Source organism: Clostridium sp. MSJ-8 (assembly GCF_018918325.1).
GTDB lineage: Bacteria > Bacillota > Clostridia > Clostridiales > Clostridiaceae > Clostridium.
Genome location: NZ_JAHLQH010000013.1, coordinates 65,671 through 83,955 on the forward strand (window position 1 = coordinate 65,671; position 18,285 = coordinate 83,955).

Here is an 18,285-nt window from a genome sequence, read left to right on the forward strand (position 1 = left end):
ACCAAGAAATGGACCAGGAGTGTAAGTGCTCCTGGTCTTTTTAGACACTTTATAAAGTTTACACAATTGGATACGAAATATTACTTAAGAGAGGTGATAGGTATGCAATGTCCAAAGTGTGGAAGTAATAACGTAAATGTACAGGCAGTATCTATAGTAAAAAATAAACATCACGGAGTAATATATTGGCTTTGTTTTGGTTGGTTTATAGATTTAATGTTATGGGTATTCCTAACTATTCCAAAATTAATAGTAGCAATATTTAAACCTAAGAAGGTAAAAACAAAAGTTAAAAGCTTTGCTGTTTGCCAAAATTGTGGCCATAAGTGGAAAGTATAAAAGGCTAGAGTTTTTCTAGTCTTTTATAAATGGCAATTTTAATTTGATATTTCTCATCTCTCCATCTTTCTATTGTAGAACTATGAACACATAACAATGTGGATAATTTTTTAATTCCATATTTATTAATCAATTTTTTTATATTATAACCTTGATTTAAAATGAAATTACAATAATCATCACATAAAATATTTTTATCTAATACAGTTAATAGTTTTTTTAATGTAGATAATGCAAAATCTTTTTTACCAAAATCATTTATTGTAGATCGACTTAATCCAGTTAATTTACACAATTCTTTTTGAGTTAATCCAGATAATAATTTAGCTTTTTGGTATCTATCATATAGTGTATTACAGTTAATATCAGAATAAAATAAAGTATTCATATTGATGTCAAACTCGAATATCGAGCAGAAGCAATTTGCACTGGAACCTTAGCAGGACATAATGCTGTTAGACTTGCAATGGGATTATCGCTTCTTATTTTACCTACATCTATTGCAATTGGAGACATTATTTCTTATGAAAATACTCAGTCAAAAACTAGTGAAGGTAAAAAGAAGAGATATACCTTTGCTGGATCAGTATATTTTAATCGAATGAAGGAACTAGGCTTATATTCAATGGATATAAAAGATATAAGAAAAAAAATAACAAGATTAAACCTAGATGGAATATTTGATCAAAGGTTATGCTAAAATTGTATAGAAAATAAGCAGGAGTTTTGGTGTAATGAAAAAATCCAATGTTATTTTATAATGTAATATTATAATTTCGTAAATTAGTAACTATAATATTAATTAAAATAACATTGGATGTTTCTTTTATTTATACCATATGAAAGTGATAATAATTATTTAAATATAGATTATATTAAAAATCTACTTTAGTACCATAATAAGTACATTCAAATAATTTTTCCATAGTTTTATCATCTATAGTTCTTGGGTTAGAGCCTGTACAAGCATCTAATATAGCATTATGTGCTATAAATTCTAGATTAGCTTTAAAGTCAGCTTCTTCAATACCATATTCTTTCATAGTATGAGGTATATTTAACGCTGTATTCATATCGTTAATTTTTGCAATTAATGAATCTGTTAGTTCAGCATCAGTTGAACCAGCTAGATTGATAGAACGAGCAATGTCTGCATATCTACTCTCACAAGCTTTTCTGTTATATTGAATAACATATGGTAAGAAGATTGCATTAGCACATCCATGAGGAATATGGAATACTGCACCTGTCTTATGTGCCATTGAATGAACTATTCCAAGAAGAGCATTTGAGAATGCCATTCCAGCTAAACATTGAGCTTGATGCATTAAATCACGTGATTCAACATCTCCATTATATGATTTTATTAATTCAGCATTTACCATTTGGATAGCTTTTATAGCTAAAGGATCAGTAAAGTTAGAGTTAGCAGTTGATACATATGCTTCTATTGCATGAGTTAATGCGTCCATTCCTGTATGAGCAGTTAATTTAGGTGGCATAGTTTCTGCAAGAGCAGGATCAACTATTGCTATATCTGGAGTTATGTTAAAGTCAGCTAATGGATATTTAATCTTCTCTGTATAGTTAGTTATAACTGAGAATGCAGTTACTTCTGTTGCTGTACCACTTGTTGATGGTATTGCTACAAATTTAGCTTTTTGTCTAAGTTCAGGAAGTCCAAAAGGAACTACTGCTTGCTCAAATGTAAAATCAGGATATTCATAGAAAATCCACATAGCTTTTGCAGCATCTATAGGAGAACCTCCACCCATTGCAACTATTAAATCAGGTTCAAATTGTCTCATAGCTTCTGCACCTTTCATAACAGTTTCAACTGATGGATCTGGTTCAACACCTTCAAATAATTGAACTTCTATTCCTGCTTCTTTTAGATAATCTTCTACTTTTTGAAGAAAACCAAATTTCTTCATAGATCCACCACCTACAACTACAAAGGCTTTTTTACCTTTTATAGTTTTTAGTGTTTCTAATGAATCCTTTCCATAATAAATATCTCTTGGTAATGTAAATCTTGCCATAATCAAACCTCCCTAAAATACACATTTTATAGTATATGTTAAAATTCTAGTTTTATTCAAGTAATCCTTTTAAAAAATAGTTAACAAATAGTAAACTTTAGTTATTTAATCGTTATGGCGACTTTAATTTCAACTATTTATTTCATTAATTATTTTAAATGTTATTTGGAAAATAATAATAATGTACAAAGAATTGTAAACCGAAGATATTGATATAGGTTGACAATTAAAAACATTTTTAGTATACTCCTTTTAAAAGTTATTTTTGTAATAAATATCTATAATGATGGAATAAGTAATAAAAATTAAAAAATAAAAGAGGTTAAAAAAATGTCTATAGTAAAAGAACTAAAAGAAAAAGTATTAAGTGGTTATGAAGTAAGCAAGGAAGATGCAATGAAACTTGTAGAAGCACCTTTAGAAGAATTATGCAAAGCAGCAGATGAAATAAGAGAACATTTTTGTTCTAATAAGTTTGATATATGCACAATAATTAATGGTAAAAGCGGAAGATGCTCTGAGAATTGTAAATTCTGTGCTCAGTCATCTTTTTATCAAACAAACTCTCCTAAATATTCATTATTAGGAGGAGAAGAGATATTAAAGGAAGGTAAGTATAATGAATCTAAGGGAGTACCTAGATATTCTATAGTTACTTCAGGTAAGAGATTGAATGAAGATGAAGTTGATGAAGTTTGCAAGAGTATAGAAAAATTAAAAAAAGAAACTAAATTATCTATATGTGCATCATTTGGCTTATTAGATGAAAAACAATATTCTAAGTTAAGAGATGCAGGACTTACAAGAGTACATAATAATTTAGAGACATCTAAGAGAAATTTTGCAAATGTTTGTACAACACATACAATACAAGATAAAATTGAAGCCATAAAAGCTGCAAAAAGGGCAGGACTTCAAGTATGTAGTGGTGGAATTATGGGTATTGGTGAAACTATGGAAGACAGAATAGACATGGTTCTAGAAGTAAGAAATTTAGGCGTAAAATCTATACCTGTTAATATGCTTAATCCAATTAAAGGAACACCTATGGAAAATAATAAAGTCTTAACAAATGACGAAATGTGTAGGATAGTTGCAATATTTAGATTTTTAATACCAGATAGTGCAATAAGACTTGCAGGTGGTAGAGGTTTACTAGAAGATAAGGGTAGAAAATGTTTTAAGTCAGGAGCTAATGCAGCTATATCTGGAGATATGACAACAACAACAGGTATATCAATAGATGATGATATGGAAATATTAAAAGAACTAGGTTACGAAGTAGCACTTTTAAGCTAGATGATCCTTAGAATAATCAAAAATAATGTTTAATTACTTCAATATATGTTAAAATATATATTGAAATTGTAAGAAATAATTATAATAATCATAATTTTTGGTGAGGGAATAAGGATGAAAAGAAGAGATAAGATAAATTATTATTTAGACCTTGCAGAGGTAGTATCACAAAGAGGAACATGCCTTAGAAGACATTATGGAGCAGTAGTGGTAAAAAATGATGAAGTAATATCAACAGGCTATACAGGCGCACCTAGAGGAAGAAAAAATTGTTCAGATATAGGAACATGTGTAAGACAGAAGTTAAATATTCCTAGAGGTGAGAGATATGAATTATGTAGAAGCGTACATGCTGAAGTAAATGCTATAATAAGTGCAGCTAGAGAAGAACTTATAGGTGGCACAATATATTTAGTTGGTAAGGAAGTTTCAACAGGAGAATACATAAAGAATTCTAATAGTTGTTCTATGTGTAAGAGAATAATTATTAATGCAGGGATTGAACAAGTAGTAATAAGAGATACTAAAGATGATTATAGAGTTATAAATGTATCACAATGGATAGATGATGATGAATCATTAGAAGGTGTTTTTGGATATTAAGTTAATAAAATATAAGGTCTTTTCCATAATCGTGTTGAAATTTTTATTGGATAACATCATATATTATAATTTCAACATTTTCATGGAAAAGACCTTATAAATATTTTAAAGGCAAAAATAAAAATTAAGTTAGCTAGATATTGTTGATTAACCAAGGTTTGGTATAGTACAATATTAATGATAACTTAATTTTTTTTAAGTTAAGCTTTTATTCAATGTGATTAATAATCCAATTATATATATCTGTATATATTACAGCCCTATCTATTTCATTTAATATTTCATGTCTATCATCTTCGTATAAGTTTAATGTAACATCAATTATTCCTGAATCTTTATAAGCCTTAAGAGCTTTATTAACTCCTTTTCCATACTTGCCAATAGGATCTTCTTGCCCTGACATTAGAAGAATTGGAAATTTAATAGGAATGTTGTTTATGGTTGCTATATCTTCACAACGCAAAATTGAATTTAATAATGTTATAAATCCGTTAGTTGTAAATATAAAATTACATAATGGATCTTTTTCATATTTTGCTACATTTTCAGGATTTACAGATAACCATGAGAATTGAGAAGGTGTATCTATTTTTTTGTTTAAATTTCCCAATATCATTTTGTTTAAGAATTTACTTCTATATCTTGGTCCACGAAGTAATCTAATAGCTTTTACAAAAAATAAATCTGTTTTTATTGCAAGGTTTGTTTTTGCACCTGTTCCAATTAGAATTGCACCTGTTACATCTTTAACATAATAAGATATATATGATCGTACTAAAAATGATCCCATACCATGTCCTATTACAAAGTAAGGTAGGTTATTAAATTTTGCTTTAACAATAGAATAGGCAGTATAAATATCTTCAATCATATCTGTACTACCATCTACATTAAAATAATAGCCTAAATCATTTGGATTGTTAACTGATTTACCATGGGCCAAGTTATCTTGTATAATGACAATAAAACCATTTAATGACAAGAATTTAGAGAATTCATCGTATCTATCGCTATATTCACACATACCGTGAACTATTTGTATGATTCCTTTTATATTTGCTTGAGGAATGTATATTTTTCCATGAATATTATTAATCATATCGTGTGATTTAAAATTAAATTGATCAATTTTCATAATATTACCTCATTTGTATTTTTTAATATGAACTAATTGTAATTTTTTATTCTATAAGTGTCAAGATATTAAGTGAGCGACATTGAATAGTAAAAACGAGAAAATAAAAGAAATAAGTAGAATATAAAAGATATTTTTAAAATTTAGATATATTCATAAATAGAAATAGAAAAGTATTCAAAACTTAACTTTGACTTTCTTTGACTTATAAAATATAATAAACTCATAAAGTAAATCAAAGGAAGGCGATTTGTATGTTACAAGTAATACCATTTAGTAACAAAGTAGGATTTTTTAATGAAGGAAGTGCATTAGATAAGTTATTTAATGATTTCTTCAATGATGATTTTGGTTTCTCAGAAATGAATAATGTAATGAATGTTGATGTAAGAGAAAACGAAAAAGAATATTTGATTTCTGCTGAATTGCCAGGTGTAAATAAAGAAAACATATCATTAGAATATGATAATAATAACTTGACAATTACTGCAACTAGAGAAAATACTATTAATGATGATAGTAATGAAAATTATATTAGAAGAGAACGAAATTATGGAACATTTAGTAGAAGTTTATATCTAGAAAATATTGATAGAGAGAGCATTATGGCCAAGTTTGAAAATGGTGAATTGAAGATAATTGCACCAAAGAAAGAAGTGGAAAAATCTAATAATAGAATTTTTATAAAATAGGAATTAGAAAATAATAAGAATAAAATTGAATAATTTCATTAAGAACTGTGAAATATAAAAAAGTTAAGTTAGCTAAATGTTGTAAAATTACAAAAGCTTATGTAAATGCAACATTTAAAAGCTAGCTTAATTTTTTTTAATCTTTAGGAATTATATTAAGAAGAGTTTCTTTATTAATATAAAATATGCTTGTATAATGAAATAAGATAATAATTTTTAATGAGGTGTTAAGTTATGAATATTGATGTTGAAAATAGCAAATATGCTCAAAAAGCAATGGAGATTATGAAAGAAGGATATAATTGTGCACAATCTGTTTTTTTAGCATTTGAAGATAAATATGATATTGATCATAATATTGCTCTTAAGTTAAGTTCATCCTTTGGTGGTGGAATGGGCAGATTAAGAGAAGTATGCGGAGCAGTAAGTGGAATGTTTATGGTTGCAGGAATTTTATATGGATATGATTCTCCAACAGACATGGCTGCAAAAACAGAACATTATAAAAGAATACAGGAATTGGCAAAAGAATTTGAGGATATAAATGGTTCTATTGTATGTAGGGAGCTATTAGGGTTATCTAAAGGAAAAGATTCACCTATTCCAGAAGCAAGAACAGAAGCTTATTATAAGAAGAGACCATGTGTTGAACTTGTTGGAATTGCTGCTGCCATAATGGAAGATTACATAAATAAGCATTAAAATGTTAAGATTATTTCATAAAAAAATTAAGGACAAGGGAAGTATAGGAGAAAAAATAGTATCAAAAAAACTAAAGAAATTAGATAACAAATATTATGTAATAAATGATTTATTACTTGCTACAGAAAAAGTAACTAGTCAAATAGATCATGTAGTTATTTCTATTTATGGAATATTTGTTATAGAAACCAAAAATTATAGTGGTACTATATATGGAAATGACGTTAATTATAATTGGCAGCAGAAAATAGGTAATAAATATAATAAATTTAGAAATCCTATAAAACAGAATTATTCACATATAAAAGCTATTCAATATATTTTACCTGAACTTAAAGATAAAGATTTTTTATCAATTATTGTTTTTAATAGGGGAGCGAGCCTTAAGATTAACACTAAATATAATGTAATAAAGGTAAGAAAGTTAAAGAAAACTATAAAAAAGCATAAAGATATATTATTAGAAGCTACTGAAGTTGAATATATTTATGAAACTTTATTAAAAGCTAATATTAGATCTAATAGAATGAAGCGTAAGCATGTAAAAAATATAGAAAAGTCTATAAAGAAAACAAATAAGAAAATAAATAAAAAGAGATGTCCAAGGTGTAATGGAAAATTAAAAAAGATAAAGGGGGTAAATGGATATTTTTATGGATGCAAGAATTATCCTAAATGTAGGTTTACAAAAGAAATAGATTGATTTGTTTAATTGATAGTGTCAAATTAATTATATAAGAATAATATAGAATATATAATTATTTTAGGTGATAATGTGGATTGTTATGACAATTTATCTAATATGATTGATACTTTAAAGAAGGAAAATGAACAAAATCCTAAATGTACTATAGATTGTTCAGCAGGAGCAGATACTAATTGTTGTAGATTTTATAATCTAGATGTAAGTTATGGCTTTCAAGATGTTAGTCCTATGCTATTTGTTGTTGTAGGTGAAATTATAGCAAATATATTATCAGGAAGTCTTCCTATAAATGTAGCTAATTCAATAGCAAATGTTATGAATCTAGCAGGACAAATTATAGAAACTTATTCTGCACAACAAGCATATCAACAATTTGGTCCAGGAAGATTGTATAGTCCTATATATAAAAATGTAGCTAATCCATTTTGTAAAGATAATAGTACAAGTGCTGGAGAAGAAAAAATCATAAATGTCTTAGAAGAGATGCTAAGGTGTATAAAAGATGAGAATATTAAGGTGCAAAGTTCTATTGATAATATAGAAAAAAAGTTGAAGGAATAGAAAGGTGATAATATAGACTATTATGGAAGATAATTTACAGAATATTTTAGATGAGTTATGTAGTTGTATGAATATAGATATGACTGCAGGTGCAAAAGATAATGAATGTAGGTTCTGTAATTTAGATATGATAGGTGGATTTCAAGATGTTAGTCCTATGTTTTTATCTGTAATATTAGAAGTTATTAGTAATGTAGTAGCAGGAAATATTCCTTCAAATGTATCTAATGCAATAGGTAACTGGCTTCAGTTGATTTCAACTCAGATGACGTTATATATAGGACAACAACAATATCTAGAATCAGGTCCTGGGAGATTGTATAATCCTGTGTATAAAAATATATCGAATCCTTTTTGTAAAATTGATAAATCAAGTAGTTCAAAATATAAAAAGGAAATTAAAGAACTTAATAAATCAATAAGTGAATTGAAAGTTCAAATTAAAGATATGAGAGAAGAAATAAATACATTGAAAAATAAAATGCAAGTATAAAATCTTGTGTTTTATTTTTCGTATTAAGAAAATTTTTTTGGGATTTGTCAATATATATGTTAAAATGTAATTATAAATTGTAGGAAAAAGAAAGCACCTTTAACAATATGTTACGTAATTTAACAAGAAGTAAAGGGTTTAAAGATGTTTTTAAAACAGGCAGTTCAAGATATATGCATTATTGAATAGGAAAGGAGATTGTTACTGTAAAATAAATTTTAAAAATGTATTAAATAATAGATATAAGGTATATTTTTAAGATTTTCAGTACATAATTTAAGATATGAAGATAAAGATGCCTAGAAAGTTTGACTTAAAGTCATCATTGAAGATATGTATTCAATTAGATAAAACAAAAGATGATAAAGAGTATTTGTTTGATTATAGCAGTATAAGATCTGTAGAACCTTTTGCATTATTACTGATTTCTTCAAAGATAAGAGAATTTCAGCGTAAACATAATGATTCAAGGATTTTAGTTAAAGGATGTAAAGATATGCCTTATGCATTTACTATGGGATATTTTAAGAGTATAGGAGAAAAGTTCAGCAATGAACCTGAAAGTGATACTGATGATATATACTTTCCTATGGAAGAATTTAATATAGTAGAACTTAAGAAAAAAGCTAAAGAACAATTTGATAATAATATGGAGAATTGTATTAAGTCTTTAATTACAGAACCTATAGTTGATTTATTGAAGATACCTAATACAAAAATTTCTTCTGGATTGGAAGACTTGATTCAAGAAGCTATAAATAATTCAATTGAACATAGTAATAGTGAAACATTTTGGGTGTGTGCATTATATTGGAAAGAGAGAGAATGTTTCGAAATAGCAATATTAGATGAAGGTATAGGAATAGAAAATTCATTAAATAATAATAAAAAAATAAAAATAAATAACAATAAAGATTCTCTAAAAATCGCATTACAACCAGGTGGTACTGGTATGGTTAAGAAACTATTTAAGAAAAGTACAAGAGATGCACGTGGTGTTGGATTATATATAAATAGTAATGTATTTGGTATTCTTGGTGATTATGTAATATGTAGTGATAATATGTGTCTTATAAGAAAAGATAATTTTTATTCATTTGAGAAGACTGCATTTAATGGTACAATAACAAGAATGAGAATTGATACAAGTAAAATAGATTCATTATTAAAAACTAAAGCTATAGTTGAAGATGAGGCTAATGTAGCTCAGGCTAAGGTTTCAAAACTAAAAGAAATAAATATAGATTCATTAAGTAATACTGTTACTAATCAACTTGTTGAAGAAGATATATTTGCTATTATGGGTGAGGATACTGAAGAATGAGAAAACTATTTAAGATATCAGTCAGAAATCTAGTAGAACTTGTTATGAGGCATGGTAGTATAGATAATAGATATATGAGCAATGCAAAAGCAATAGAAGGAATAATAGGACATCAGAAAGTTCAAAATTCATATGGTGATAATTACGAAAAGGAAGTTATTGTAAAACACCAATTGGCTTATGAAGATATAGATATTCAGATAGAAGGACGAATAGATGGAATACTAAAAGAAGAAGATAAATATATTATAGATGAAATAAAAACAACAACAAAAGAATTATTGTTTATTGATGAGAATTATAACCCGTTACATTTTGCACAAGCTAAGTGTTATGGGTATATTTTTTGTTATGATAATAATCTACCTGAGATAGAGATACAATTAACATATTTTAATATAGATACTGAAAATACAAGAATAATAAGAAAAAAATATTCTTTTGATGAATTAAAAAAAGATTTTATGGAGATAATAAATATATATGTGGATCAATGTGTGGGTAGTCAGAAGTGGATTGAAAACAGGAATAATTCTCTTAAACAGTTAATATTCCCTTATGATAGATATAGAATTGGGCAGAGAGAACTTGCTGTAAGAGTTTATAAGGCTATTGAGATGCAGAAGAAGTGTTTAGCACAAGCTCCAACAGGAACAGGTAAGACAATATCTACTATATTTCCTAGTTTAAAGGCTATGGGGAATAATCTTACTTCCAAGATATTTTATCTTACTGCGAAGACTGTTACTAGAGAGTTAGCTGAAGAGGCTATAAGATTACTTAAGAAGCAACACATTACCTTGCGATATGTAACTATTAGTGCCAAGGATAAAGTATGCATGATGGAAGAAACTAATTGTAATCCTGATTATTGTCCTTATGCAAGAGATTATTATGATAGATTAGATGATGCACTTAGGATTATATTAGAAGAAGAATCGAATTTTAGTACAGAGAATATACTTAAGTTTAGTGAGAATTATAAGCTATGTCCTTTTGAGTTATCATTAGAACTAGCTCTATATTCTGACATAATTATTTGTGATTATAACTATATTTTTGATGCTAGAGTATTTCTTAGGCGATTTTTTCAAGATAATAATAACAATTATACTTTTTTGATAGATGAAGCACATAATTTAATAGATAGAGTTAGAGATATGTATACTGCAGAAGTATCACAAGAGAAGGTAGAGAATGTCAAGAAAATATATGGCAGAAAAAACAGAAAACTTAATAATTCTATAAAGAATTTATTATTATTTATGCAACAGAAAAGCAACGAATATGAGTATAGAAAAACTACATTAGTTAAAGAAAAACAAAATGATCTTATAGATTTATTAAATAATTTTATGAAATGTACAGATGCATATCTTGCAAGATCAAATGAAGAAAATACAGAATTAATAGAATTATATTTTGATTTTTATGCTTTTACAACAATATATGAGTATTATAATGAGGAGAACTTTATAAATATATATAGTTATAACAAAGAATTAACTATAAGGAATTATTGTTTTAATCCCAAGGCTATTATTAAAGATAAGATTAGTTTAAGTAAATCAACAACGTTATTTTCTGCAACAATGCTTCCGCTTAATTATTTTAAAGACATGTATGGATATGAAGAAGGCGATTATATAGTCAATCTTAATAATCCTTTTGATGAAAAAAATAGATTAGTAATGATAGCTGGTAATATAAGTACAACATATAATAATAGAGAAAAAACAGTAAAGGATATAGTATTATATATAAGACAACTTGTATTAGCAAAGACAGGGAATTATATAGTTTTTTTCCCTTCCTATAAGTACATGAATTTAGTATATGAAGCTATATTAGAAGATGAAGATTTATATAATATATATATGCAAGATAATAATATGACAGAAGAGGATAAAGAAGATTTTTTACAGATCTTTAAAAATGGAGTAGTAGGTAAGAGTAATGTAGGGTTATGCGTTATGGGAAGTCACTTTTCTGAAGGTATAGATTTAGTTGAAGATAAACTTATAGGAGTGATTGTTGTAGGAGTTGGTATGCCAAGTATATGTTTGGAACGAGATATTATCAAAGATAATATTAACTCAAAAGGCGAAGGATTTAATTATGCATATATATATCCAGGCATAATTAAAGTTATACAAGCAGCAGGTAGATGTATTAGAAGTGAAAGAGATAGGGGAGTTATATTACTTATAGATAGTAGATATTGTAGTCCCCAATACAAGAATTTATTACCATACAGAATTACATCAGAAACATATATACAAAGTGTTGATGATTTAGTTAGCAAAGTGACTTGCTTTTGGAATGAAAAGATATAAAATGCTTACGGCGTGTTTTTTAGGATGATAATAAAAACATACAAAATAATAGTGATTAAAATAATTTAAAATAATATATATTAGTGTATAGATTATTTTGGAGGAATTTTTAAATGAATAGCTGCAAACAATTAATGAAGAAGCGAAAGAAGATCATAAGAACTAATATTGCTTTAGCTGTTGTTTTAGTAGTTTTTTTGGCATTATGTTTTTGGAATTTAATTTTTTCAATTCCTTTTATAATTACAGCGCTTATTATTGCGAATAATGAGAATAGAATTTCAAGAGTTGATGAAGAGATTGGACAGATAGAAGTAAAGAGAGAAGATGATAGTTACTACAATAATTAAGGGTGCTTAGTGCACCCTTGTTTTTGCTATTTATCAGTATGAATATCTAATTGAGGATATGGAATTGATATATCTTCTTCATCAAATTTAATTTTAGTTTTTTCTAATAAATAATAATATACTGACCAATAGTTCTCAGTATTAGTCCATACTCTAACAATGAAGTTAACAGAACTAGCTGCATGCTCATCAATATTAATAAATGGTTCAGGATCCTTTAGAATTAAGTCATTGCTATTAATTACAGAACTTATAGCATTTTTTACTTTTGAGACGTCTTCATCATATCCAACCCCAAATACCAAATCAACTCTTCTTGTGTTTTTCTTGCTGTAATTCACTAAACTTCCATTTGCGAGAATTCCGTTTGGAATCATGATAGATTTATTATCAGGAGTAACTAAGTGAGTATAGAACATATCTATTCTTTCAACATTTCCTGAATGTCCTTGAGCTTCTATGTAATCCCCAACTTTAAAGGGTCTCATAATAAGTATAATAACACCACCAGCAAAGTTAGAAAGGCTTCCTTGAAGTGCTAATCCTATTGCAAGAGTAGAAGAAGCAAATATAGCAGCGATTCCAGTTACTTGTATGCCTACAAAATTTAATGTAAATAATATCAAAAGTGCTTTAAGTGATAGGTCGATGAATGCATTTAAAAAAGACTGAAGTGTAGGATCAAATTGACGTTTGTGACCAATTTTAGTTAAAATACTTCTTAGTTTTTTTATTAATTTCCAACAAACAAGAAATATAATTAATCCTAGAACTAGCCTTACACCATTTCGTTCACACCATAAAATTATTTTTTCTAATATTCGTTCTAAATTCATAAAAAATTGTTATTGAAGTGTTGATATTCAATAACTTAACTCCTTTCTTATATAAAATTATATCTAATATAAATATTCAGATATATTCTTTTTTTATAATACTATAATTAGTATTATGTAAACAACATGAATATTATTCATGTTTATAATAGAAAAATATAAAATGTAATCAAAATAATTTTAAGTGTTAATTGAAAAAAATACAACTAATATTGAATAAAAACAGCGGTAAAGATTAAATAATTTTCGAGATAATAATCTCCATATTTACAGTAACTATGAAAAATGTTTTGGGAATATTTAGTATGAATAAAATGAGAAGGGATTTTAACACTGAAGGCTATAAATAAATTTAATCTTTACCGCTGGGAACCTTATTTTTGTATTCGTAAAATATATAAAAATATGATATAATTACTTTATTTTCTAAATTTTATAAAAGTAAACATAGGAAAAAATATAAACTGGGGTGAATAGTGTGAGTGTAGGAATAGAAGACATTAATATTTATTCGGGGGAATTATATATTGATGTAAAATATATATTTAAAAACAGAAATTTAAATATGGAAAGATATGATAATTTGATGATGGAAGAAAAATCGGTAGGATTGTCATGTGAAGATGTAGTAACTAATGGCGTAAATGCAGCAAAGCCTATAATTGATAAACTAAGTGATGAAGAAAGGAATTCTATAGAATTATTAATTACATCTTCAGAATCTGGAATTGACTTTGGAAAGTCAATAAGTACATATATTCATAAGTATTTAGGATTAAATAAAAATTGTTGTATATTTGAAGTTAAGTAGGCTTGTTTTGGTGGTACAGCAGCTTTGCAGATGGCAGTATCATATATAAAATCAAAATCATTTAAGGGAGCACATAGAAAAATGATGAGACAGTTTTCTAGTTTGAAAACAAAAGCTATTGAAGAAGATTTCAATAGAAGAGTTGGACCTTCAATAGAATATTGTAAAAGAATTGGTAATGTATATTCGGCAACTGCATATGTAGTTTGATTGATAATAGTGAAGAAATAGCAATTAAAACTAATATGGAAGTATTTTCTAATAAAAAAGCATTAGATAAAATAGAACAATTTATTACAAATAATAAATTATGTTAATTAATAATTAATCAGGGGGAAAAATATGATGGTAGAAGTTAAAAATGTCAGTAAAACATATAAAACAGCTGACATTGAATTTAAAGCATTAAAAAATGTTAGTTTTACATTAGAGGAAGGTAAGATTATGACTATACTTGGTCCGTCAGGATCTGGAAAGTCAACACTTCTTAATATTTTAGGGGGGATTGATTTAGTTAGTGAAGGAAGTGTTGTTGTTGATAACAAAGAGATCACTAATTTAAATGAGGAAAAATTATGCGAATATAGAAAAAAATCAATAGGATTTGTTTTTCAATTTTATAATTTAATATCTAATTTAACTGTTTATGAAAACGTAGAAGTTGTAGCTAATATAACTAAAAATCCACTCGATATTAATGAGATTTTAAGAGCAGTTGGAATGGAAAATATGAAAGATAGATTTCCTAAAGAATTGAGTGGAGGACAACAACAAAGAGTTGCTATAGCTAGAGCATTAGTAAAAAAACCAAAAGTATTATTATGTGATGAACCTACTGGTGCTTTGGATTTTGAAACATCAAAAGAAATTTTAAAATTAATTGATGAAATTAACAAAAAATATAATACAACAGTAATAATTATTACACATAATGAAGCTATTTCTTCAATCTCTCATAGAGTTATTAGATTAAAGAGTGGTTTAATAGAAGAAGATAAGAATAATAATGAAATTAATTCAGTAGAAGGGATTGATTGGTAGTATGATAGCAATAAATCGAAAAATAAAAAGGGTTATGCTAGAACAAAAATCAAAATATATTGGATATATAATGTTGATTTTTATAAGTAGTATGTTTTTTACTGCAATGAACAATGCTTCAATCAATCTAAAATCGAATATAAAAGATTATAAGGAAGAGACCAATGTTGAAGATGCATATTTTATGTTGAATAATGAATTGACTGATAAAGAAGCATTAGAAAAAGAATTTGATGTAGTAATTGAAGAAAAAGGATCTAGTGATTTTCAATATAAAGAAGATTCTACCTTAAGAATATTAAAGAAAACAGAAAAAATTGATCAGATTGAAATTGTAGAAGGAAATGACATTTCAAAGACTGGTGATATTTTGATAGATAAAGGATATGCAAAAGAATACAGTATAGATTTAAACTCTAAAATAAATATCTTTGATAAAGAATACACTGTTACAGGTTATTTTATTAGTCCTGATTATATATATCCTTTAAATTCAGAATCGGATATATTAGTATCTTCTAAAGATTTTGGTATTGCTACGTTATCTAAAGAAGATTTTGATCAAATAAAACAGAAAAATTTATATTATGTTATTAAATATAACAAAGATAATGAAAAAGAATTTGTCAATAAGCTAAAAGAGAATAATTTAATACTTAAATATGTATCAGCTGAAGATAATCAGAGAATAGCATTCATTGATGGTGATATGAATACATTTTCTATAGTAGCTAAAGTTGTGCCAATATTTATTCTTGTATTTACATGTATATTTATGGCAATAGTATTTAGTAGATTTTTAAAATCCGAATTTGTACAAATAGGTACTTTATATTCATTAGGATACGACAAGAAAAGTATATTAAAACATTATTTGTTATATCCTATTACTGTTGCAACTATTGGAGGAGTATTAGGTACAATTGCTGGTTTATTTATGTCAAGTGTTTTATGTGAAGCAATGACGACAAGATATAAATTAAATGTATTAGATATAAAAATACAGTATGTTTATGTTATTATAAGTTTAATATTACCATTTGTTTTTGTTTTGCCTACTTGTACTAATATTATAAAAAAAGCATTGAAGTTGCCTGCATTTTCATTACTGAAAGGCTACGATAAGACTAAGGTTGGCAAATTAGAAAAAAAAGTTAAATTGGATAGATTTAACTTTGATGCAAAATTTAGAATAAGAGAAATTATAAGAAATGTTCCAAGAACATTAACATTAATAATCGGTATTATTTTTGCTTCTATGTTAGTAATGTTTGGATTTGTTGCTAATGATTCAATTAGTAATTTAATAAGTAATGGTTATGAAAAAATATATCAATATGAGTATAATTATACATTTACTAGTATCCAAAATAAAGAAATAGACGGTGAAAAAGTTAATGTTTTAAATTTTACAACTAAAGATGCTGATGATAAAGATATAAATATTATTGTTTATGGAATTTATGAAAATGCTAAATTAATTAATCTTAATGATGAAAATGATAATAGATTAACTTTTGATAAAACCATAATAACAAAATCATTAGCTGATAAACTAGATTTAGAAGTTGGAGGAAAACTATCATTATATAGTGATATCGTTAATTCACAAAAATCTAATAAAGATAAATATGAAGTTGATGTTGATAATATTGCTAATGCTTCTATTGGATATTATGTATATATGCCAATAGAAAAATTTAATGAATTATTTGGTTATCCAAAAGGAAGTTATATTCAGTTGCTTACAAAAGAAAAAATGGATATTCTTGAAAGTGATTTGTTATCATGTACAACAAAAAATCAGTTATGTAATGGATTAGTTACTTTGCTTGATATGATAAGAATGGTAATTGGTATAATTACAGTAATTTCATTTTTATTAGGGTTGTTAGTTATATATGTAATAACTTCATTAGTAATAGAAGAAAATAGGGGAAGTATATCATTATTAAAAATATTAGGATATAGTAATAAGAAAATATGTTCTTTATTATTAAATACTAATATTATTATGGTGGTTATAGGATTTATAGCAGCAATTCCACTAATAAAACTTATGTGCGATAATTTGTTTAAAAGTGTTACATCAAGTATGAATTTAAATATACCAATAAGTGTTAATATATTAAGTTATGTAATAAGTTTTGTTATAGTTATTGTGACATATCTAGTAGCAAATCATTTTAGTAAAAAGAGTATATTTAGCGTTTCAATGGTTGAAAGTCTAAAAAATAGATCAGAGTAATATAATTTCTGTTAGGAGTATTTTAGTATGAAAGAGATTAATAATGACGTTGTTGCTATTGTGGGAATGGCATGCAGATTACCAAAGGCTGACAATTATAATGAATATTGGGAAAATATAGTAAATAGCAAGGATTATATAAGTGAAATCCCTGTCACTAGATGGGATATATCAAAGTATTGGTGTTAGTATAAAGTAGTGGACACATTAAATCAAACTAAGTAAAATATTATTTAGTTTGATTTAATGTGTCCATTATGGGAAAGGGCAGAAGATATGATCAAGATTATAAGGATATGATAGTAGATTTATTTAAATCAGGAATGAATGTATCTGAAATAAGTAGCGAATATGGCATTGCAAAATCAACAATCAATGGTTGGATTAAAGATGTAAAAGAAATTAAGGTAGATGAAAATGAAGTTATGACATTAAAGGAAGTTAAACAATTAAAAAAAGAAATGGCAAGAATTAAGGAGGAAAATGAAATATTACACCAAAGGCGGGCAAAGCCAAAAAATACTTAGTATAGAAGGTTTTAATGTATCATTAAAGCGTGTTCAGAGAAAGATGAATGAACTTAGGTTATGTGCAGTAACTGTAAAAAAATACAAGCCTCATTCAAATAAAAAGGTTATAGAGGGATTAGAAAACGTTTTAAAAAGAGATTTTACAACTACTTCGATTAATGAAAAATGGGTGGGAGATATTACTTATATTCATACTATTAAAGATGGTTGGTGTTATTTAGCTTCAGTTCTTGACTT

Annotated in this window: 21 protein-coding genes and 2 pseudogenes; 19 read left to right on the plus strand and 4 right to left on the minus strand. The window is 26.6% G+C overall.

The genetic code is table 11. The features are described 5' to 3' along the window. Positions 1-102: 102 nt before the first annotated feature. Positions 103-339, plus strand: coding sequence for a hypothetical protein (locus KQI77_RS02525; RefSeq protein WP_216388041.1), 237 nt, complete (start codon positions 103-105; stop codon positions 337-339). 4 nt (positions 340-343) lie between these two features. Here the strand turns inward: KQI77_RS02525 and KQI77_RS02530 are convergent, their stop codons facing one another. Beyond that, the gene (locus tag KQI77_RS02530) at positions 344-727 is read right to left on the minus strand and encodes a helix-turn-helix domain-containing protein (protein ID WP_216388043.1); all 384 of its coding nucleotides are present in this window, start codon (positions 725-727) and stop codon (positions 344-346) included. A 27-nt stretch (positions 728-754) separates the two neighbouring features. Here KQI77_RS02530 and KQI77_RS02535 point away from each other — a divergent pair. Continuing rightward, positions 755-1,039: pseudogene (locus tag KQI77_RS02535) on the plus strand (FAD-dependent oxidoreductase); the annotation flags it as partial. Between the two features lie 175 nt (positions 1,040-1,214). Here the strand turns inward: KQI77_RS02535 and KQI77_RS02540 are convergent. Further along, a complete protein-coding gene (locus tag KQI77_RS02540) occupies positions 1,215-2,381 on the minus strand; it encodes an iron-containing alcohol dehydrogenase (RefSeq protein WP_216388047.1) in 1,167 nt (388 codons plus the stop codon). 330 nt (positions 2,382-2,711) lie between these two features. Here KQI77_RS02540 and bioB point away from each other — a divergent pair, with 330 nt between their 5' ends. Both bioB and KQI77_RS02550 read left to right on the plus strand, forming a co-directional pair. Continuing rightward, positions 2,712-3,680, plus strand: a complete 969-nt coding sequence (bioB, locus tag KQI77_RS02545) for a biotin synthase BioB (protein ID WP_216388049.1) — start codon at positions 2,712-2,714, stop codon at positions 3,678-3,680. A 114-nt stretch (positions 3,681-3,794) separates the two neighbouring features. Continuing rightward, complete coding sequence (locus KQI77_RS02550; RefSeq protein ID WP_216388051.1) at positions 3,795-4,283, plus strand: deaminase; 489 nt, start codon at positions 3,795-3,797, stop codon at positions 4,281-4,283. Positions 4,284-4,491: 208 nt separating this feature from the next. On the opposite strand, the gene KQI77_RS02555 is transcribed toward KQI77_RS02550, so the two are convergent. After that, positions 4,492-5,418: an alpha/beta fold hydrolase gene (locus tag KQI77_RS02555; protein WP_216388053.1), complete on the minus strand. Its 927-nt coding sequence runs from the start codon at positions 5,416-5,418 to the stop codon at positions 4,492-4,494. Positions 5,419-5,672: 254 nt separating this feature from the next. Between KQI77_RS02555 and KQI77_RS02560 the strand changes: the two genes are divergently transcribed. From KQI77_RS02560 to KQI77_RS02595, 8 genes are all read left to right on the plus strand, one after another. Beyond that, positions 5,673-6,110 carry an Hsp20/alpha crystallin family protein gene (locus KQI77_RS02560; protein WP_216388055.1) on the plus strand — a complete coding sequence of 146 codons (438 nt, stop codon included), beginning with the start codon at positions 5,673-5,675 and terminating at the stop codon, positions 6,108-6,110. Between the two features lie 234 nt (positions 6,111-6,344). Next, a complete protein-coding gene (locus KQI77_RS02565) occupies positions 6,345-6,812 on the plus strand; it encodes a C-GCAxxG-C-C family protein (protein ID WP_216388057.1) in 468 nt (155 codons plus the stop codon). Between the two features lies 1 nt (position 6,813). Beyond that, positions 6,814-7,515 carry an NERD domain-containing protein gene (locus tag KQI77_RS12930; protein ID WP_253289310.1) on the plus strand — a complete coding sequence of 234 codons (702 nt, stop codon included), beginning with the start codon at positions 6,814-6,816 and terminating at the stop codon, positions 7,513-7,515. Between the two features lie 72 nt (positions 7,516-7,587). Further along, entirely contained in the window at positions 7,588-8,079 is a 492-nt protein-coding gene (locus tag KQI77_RS02575; RefSeq protein WP_216388059.1) for a hypothetical protein, read from the plus strand. Positions 8,080-8,101: 22 nt separating this feature from the next. Beyond that, positions 8,102-8,572, plus strand: coding sequence for a hypothetical protein (locus tag KQI77_RS02580; protein ID WP_216388062.1), 471 nt, complete (start codon positions 8,102-8,104; stop codon positions 8,570-8,572). A 295-nt stretch (positions 8,573-8,867) separates the two neighbouring features. Next, positions 8,868-9,896 (plus strand): ATP-binding protein, encoded by a 1,029-nt coding sequence (locus tag KQI77_RS02585; RefSeq protein ID WP_216388064.1) that lies wholly within the window; start codon positions 8,868-8,870, stop codon positions 9,894-9,896. After that, positions 9,893-12,232 carry an ATP-dependent DNA helicase gene (locus KQI77_RS02590; RefSeq protein WP_216388066.1) on the plus strand — a complete coding sequence of 780 codons (2,340 nt, stop codon included), beginning with the start codon at positions 9,893-9,895 and terminating at the stop codon, positions 12,230-12,232. Before KQI77_RS02585 ends, KQI77_RS02590 begins: the two co-directional genes overlap by 4 nt. A 113-nt stretch (positions 12,233-12,345) precedes the next feature. After that, entirely contained in the window at positions 12,346-12,582 is a 237-nt protein-coding gene (locus KQI77_RS02595) for a hypothetical protein (RefSeq protein WP_216388068.1), read from the plus strand. Between the two features lie 26 nt (positions 12,583-12,608). On the opposite strand, the gene KQI77_RS02600 is transcribed toward KQI77_RS02595, so the two are convergent. Then, positions 12,609-13,418, minus strand: a complete 810-nt coding sequence (locus KQI77_RS02600; protein ID WP_216388070.1) for a mechanosensitive ion channel family protein — start codon at positions 13,416-13,418, stop codon at positions 12,609-12,611. Between the two features lie 478 nt (positions 13,419-13,896). Between KQI77_RS02600 and KQI77_RS02605 the strand changes: the two genes are divergently transcribed. From KQI77_RS02605 to KQI77_RS12935, 7 genes and pseudogenes are all read left to right on the plus strand, one after another. Further along, positions 13,897-14,229 carry a hypothetical protein gene (locus tag KQI77_RS02605; protein WP_216388071.1) on the plus strand — a complete coding sequence of 111 codons (333 nt, stop codon included), beginning with the start codon at positions 13,897-13,899 and terminating at the stop codon, positions 14,227-14,229. A 30-nt stretch (positions 14,230-14,259) separates the two neighbouring features. Next, positions 14,260-14,439 carry a hypothetical protein gene (locus KQI77_RS13145; protein ID WP_216388073.1) on the plus strand — a complete coding sequence of 60 codons (180 nt, stop codon included), beginning with the start codon at positions 14,260-14,262 and terminating at the stop codon, positions 14,437-14,439. A gap of 132 nt (positions 14,440-14,571) precedes the next feature. Continuing rightward, positions 14,572-15,270, plus strand: coding sequence for an ABC transporter ATP-binding protein (locus KQI77_RS02615; protein ID WP_216388075.1), 699 nt, complete (start codon positions 14,572-14,574; stop codon positions 15,268-15,270). 1 nt (position 15,271) lies between these two features. Further along, positions 15,272-17,518 (plus strand): ABC transporter permease, encoded by a 2,247-nt coding sequence (locus tag KQI77_RS02620; RefSeq protein WP_216388076.1) that lies wholly within the window; start codon positions 15,272-15,274, stop codon positions 17,516-17,518. 27 nt (positions 17,519-17,545) lie between these two features. Then, positions 17,546-17,707 carry a beta-ketoacyl synthase N-terminal-like domain-containing protein gene (locus KQI77_RS02625; protein ID WP_216388077.1) on the plus strand — a complete coding sequence of 54 codons (162 nt, stop codon included), beginning with the start codon at positions 17,546-17,548 and terminating at the stop codon, positions 17,705-17,707. 68 nt (positions 17,708-17,775) lie between these two features. Then, positions 17,776-18,045, plus strand: a complete 270-nt coding sequence (locus tag KQI77_RS02630) for a transposase (protein ID WP_216388079.1) — start codon at positions 17,776-17,778, stop codon at positions 18,043-18,045. Between the two features lie 121 nt (positions 18,046-18,166). Continuing rightward, positions 18,167-18,285, plus strand: a pseudogene (locus KQI77_RS12935) (IS3 family transposase); the annotation flags it as partial.

Excerpts from the sequence above, each read along its gene's own strand:
- KQI77_RS02525 (WP_216388041.1), top strand. The coding sequence starts at position 103 with ATGCAATGTCCAAAGTGTGGAAGTAATAACGTAAATGTACAGGCAGTA.
- KQI77_RS02530 (WP_216388043.1), bottom strand. The coding sequence starts at position 727 with ATGAATACTTTATTTTATTCTGATATTAACTGTAATACACTATATGAT.
- KQI77_RS02540 (WP_216388047.1), bottom strand. The coding sequence starts at position 2,381 with ATGGCAAGATTTACATTACCAAGAGATATTTATTATGGAAAGGATTCA.
- bioB (WP_216388049.1), top strand. The coding sequence starts at position 2,712 with ATGTCTATAGTAAAAGAACTAAAAGAAAAAGTATTAAGTGGTTATGAA.
- KQI77_RS02550 (WP_216388051.1), top strand. The coding sequence starts at position 3,795 with ATGAAAAGAAGAGATAAGATAAATTATTATTTAGACCTTGCAGAGGTA.
- KQI77_RS02555 (WP_216388053.1), bottom strand. The coding sequence starts at position 5,418 with ATGAAAATTGATCAATTTAATTTTAAATCACACGATATGATTAATAAT.
- KQI77_RS02560 (WP_216388055.1), top strand. The coding sequence starts at position 5,673 with ATGTTACAAGTAATACCATTTAGTAACAAAGTAGGATTTTTTAATGAA.
- KQI77_RS02565 (WP_216388057.1), top strand. The coding sequence starts at position 6,345 with ATGAATATTGATGTTGAAAATAGCAAATATGCTCAAAAAGCAATGGAG.
- KQI77_RS12930 (WP_253289310.1), top strand. The coding sequence starts at position 6,814 with ATGTTAAGATTATTTCATAAAAAAATTAAGGACAAGGGAAGTATAGGA.
- KQI77_RS02580 (WP_216388062.1), top strand. The coding sequence starts at position 8,102 with ATGGAAGATAATTTACAGAATATTTTAGATGAGTTATGTAGTTGTATG.
- KQI77_RS02585 (WP_216388064.1), top strand. The coding sequence starts at position 8,868 with ATGCCTAGAAAGTTTGACTTAAAGTCATCATTGAAGATATGTATTCAA.
- KQI77_RS02590 (WP_216388066.1), top strand. The coding sequence starts at position 9,893 with ATGAGAAAACTATTTAAGATATCAGTCAGAAATCTAGTAGAACTTGTT.
- KQI77_RS02595 (WP_216388068.1), top strand. The coding sequence starts at position 12,346 with ATGAATAGCTGCAAACAATTAATGAAGAAGCGAAAGAAGATCATAAGA.
- KQI77_RS02600 (WP_216388070.1), bottom strand. The coding sequence starts at position 13,418 with ATGAATTTAGAACGAATATTAGAAAAAATAATTTTATGGTGTGAACGA.
- KQI77_RS13145 (WP_216388073.1), top strand. The coding sequence starts at position 14,260 with ATGGCAGTATCATATATAAAATCAAAATCATTTAAGGGAGCACATAGA.
- KQI77_RS02615 (WP_216388075.1), top strand. The coding sequence starts at position 14,572 with ATGATGGTAGAAGTTAAAAATGTCAGTAAAACATATAAAACAGCTGAC.
- KQI77_RS02620 (WP_216388076.1), top strand. The coding sequence starts at position 15,272 with ATGATAGCAATAAATCGAAAAATAAAAAGGGTTATGCTAGAACAAAAA.
- KQI77_RS02625 (WP_216388077.1), top strand. The coding sequence starts at position 17,546 with ATGAAAGAGATTAATAATGACGTTGTTGCTATTGTGGGAATGGCATGC.
- KQI77_RS02630 (WP_216388079.1), top strand. The coding sequence starts at position 17,776 with ATGGGAAAGGGCAGAAGATATGATCAAGATTATAAGGATATGATAGTA.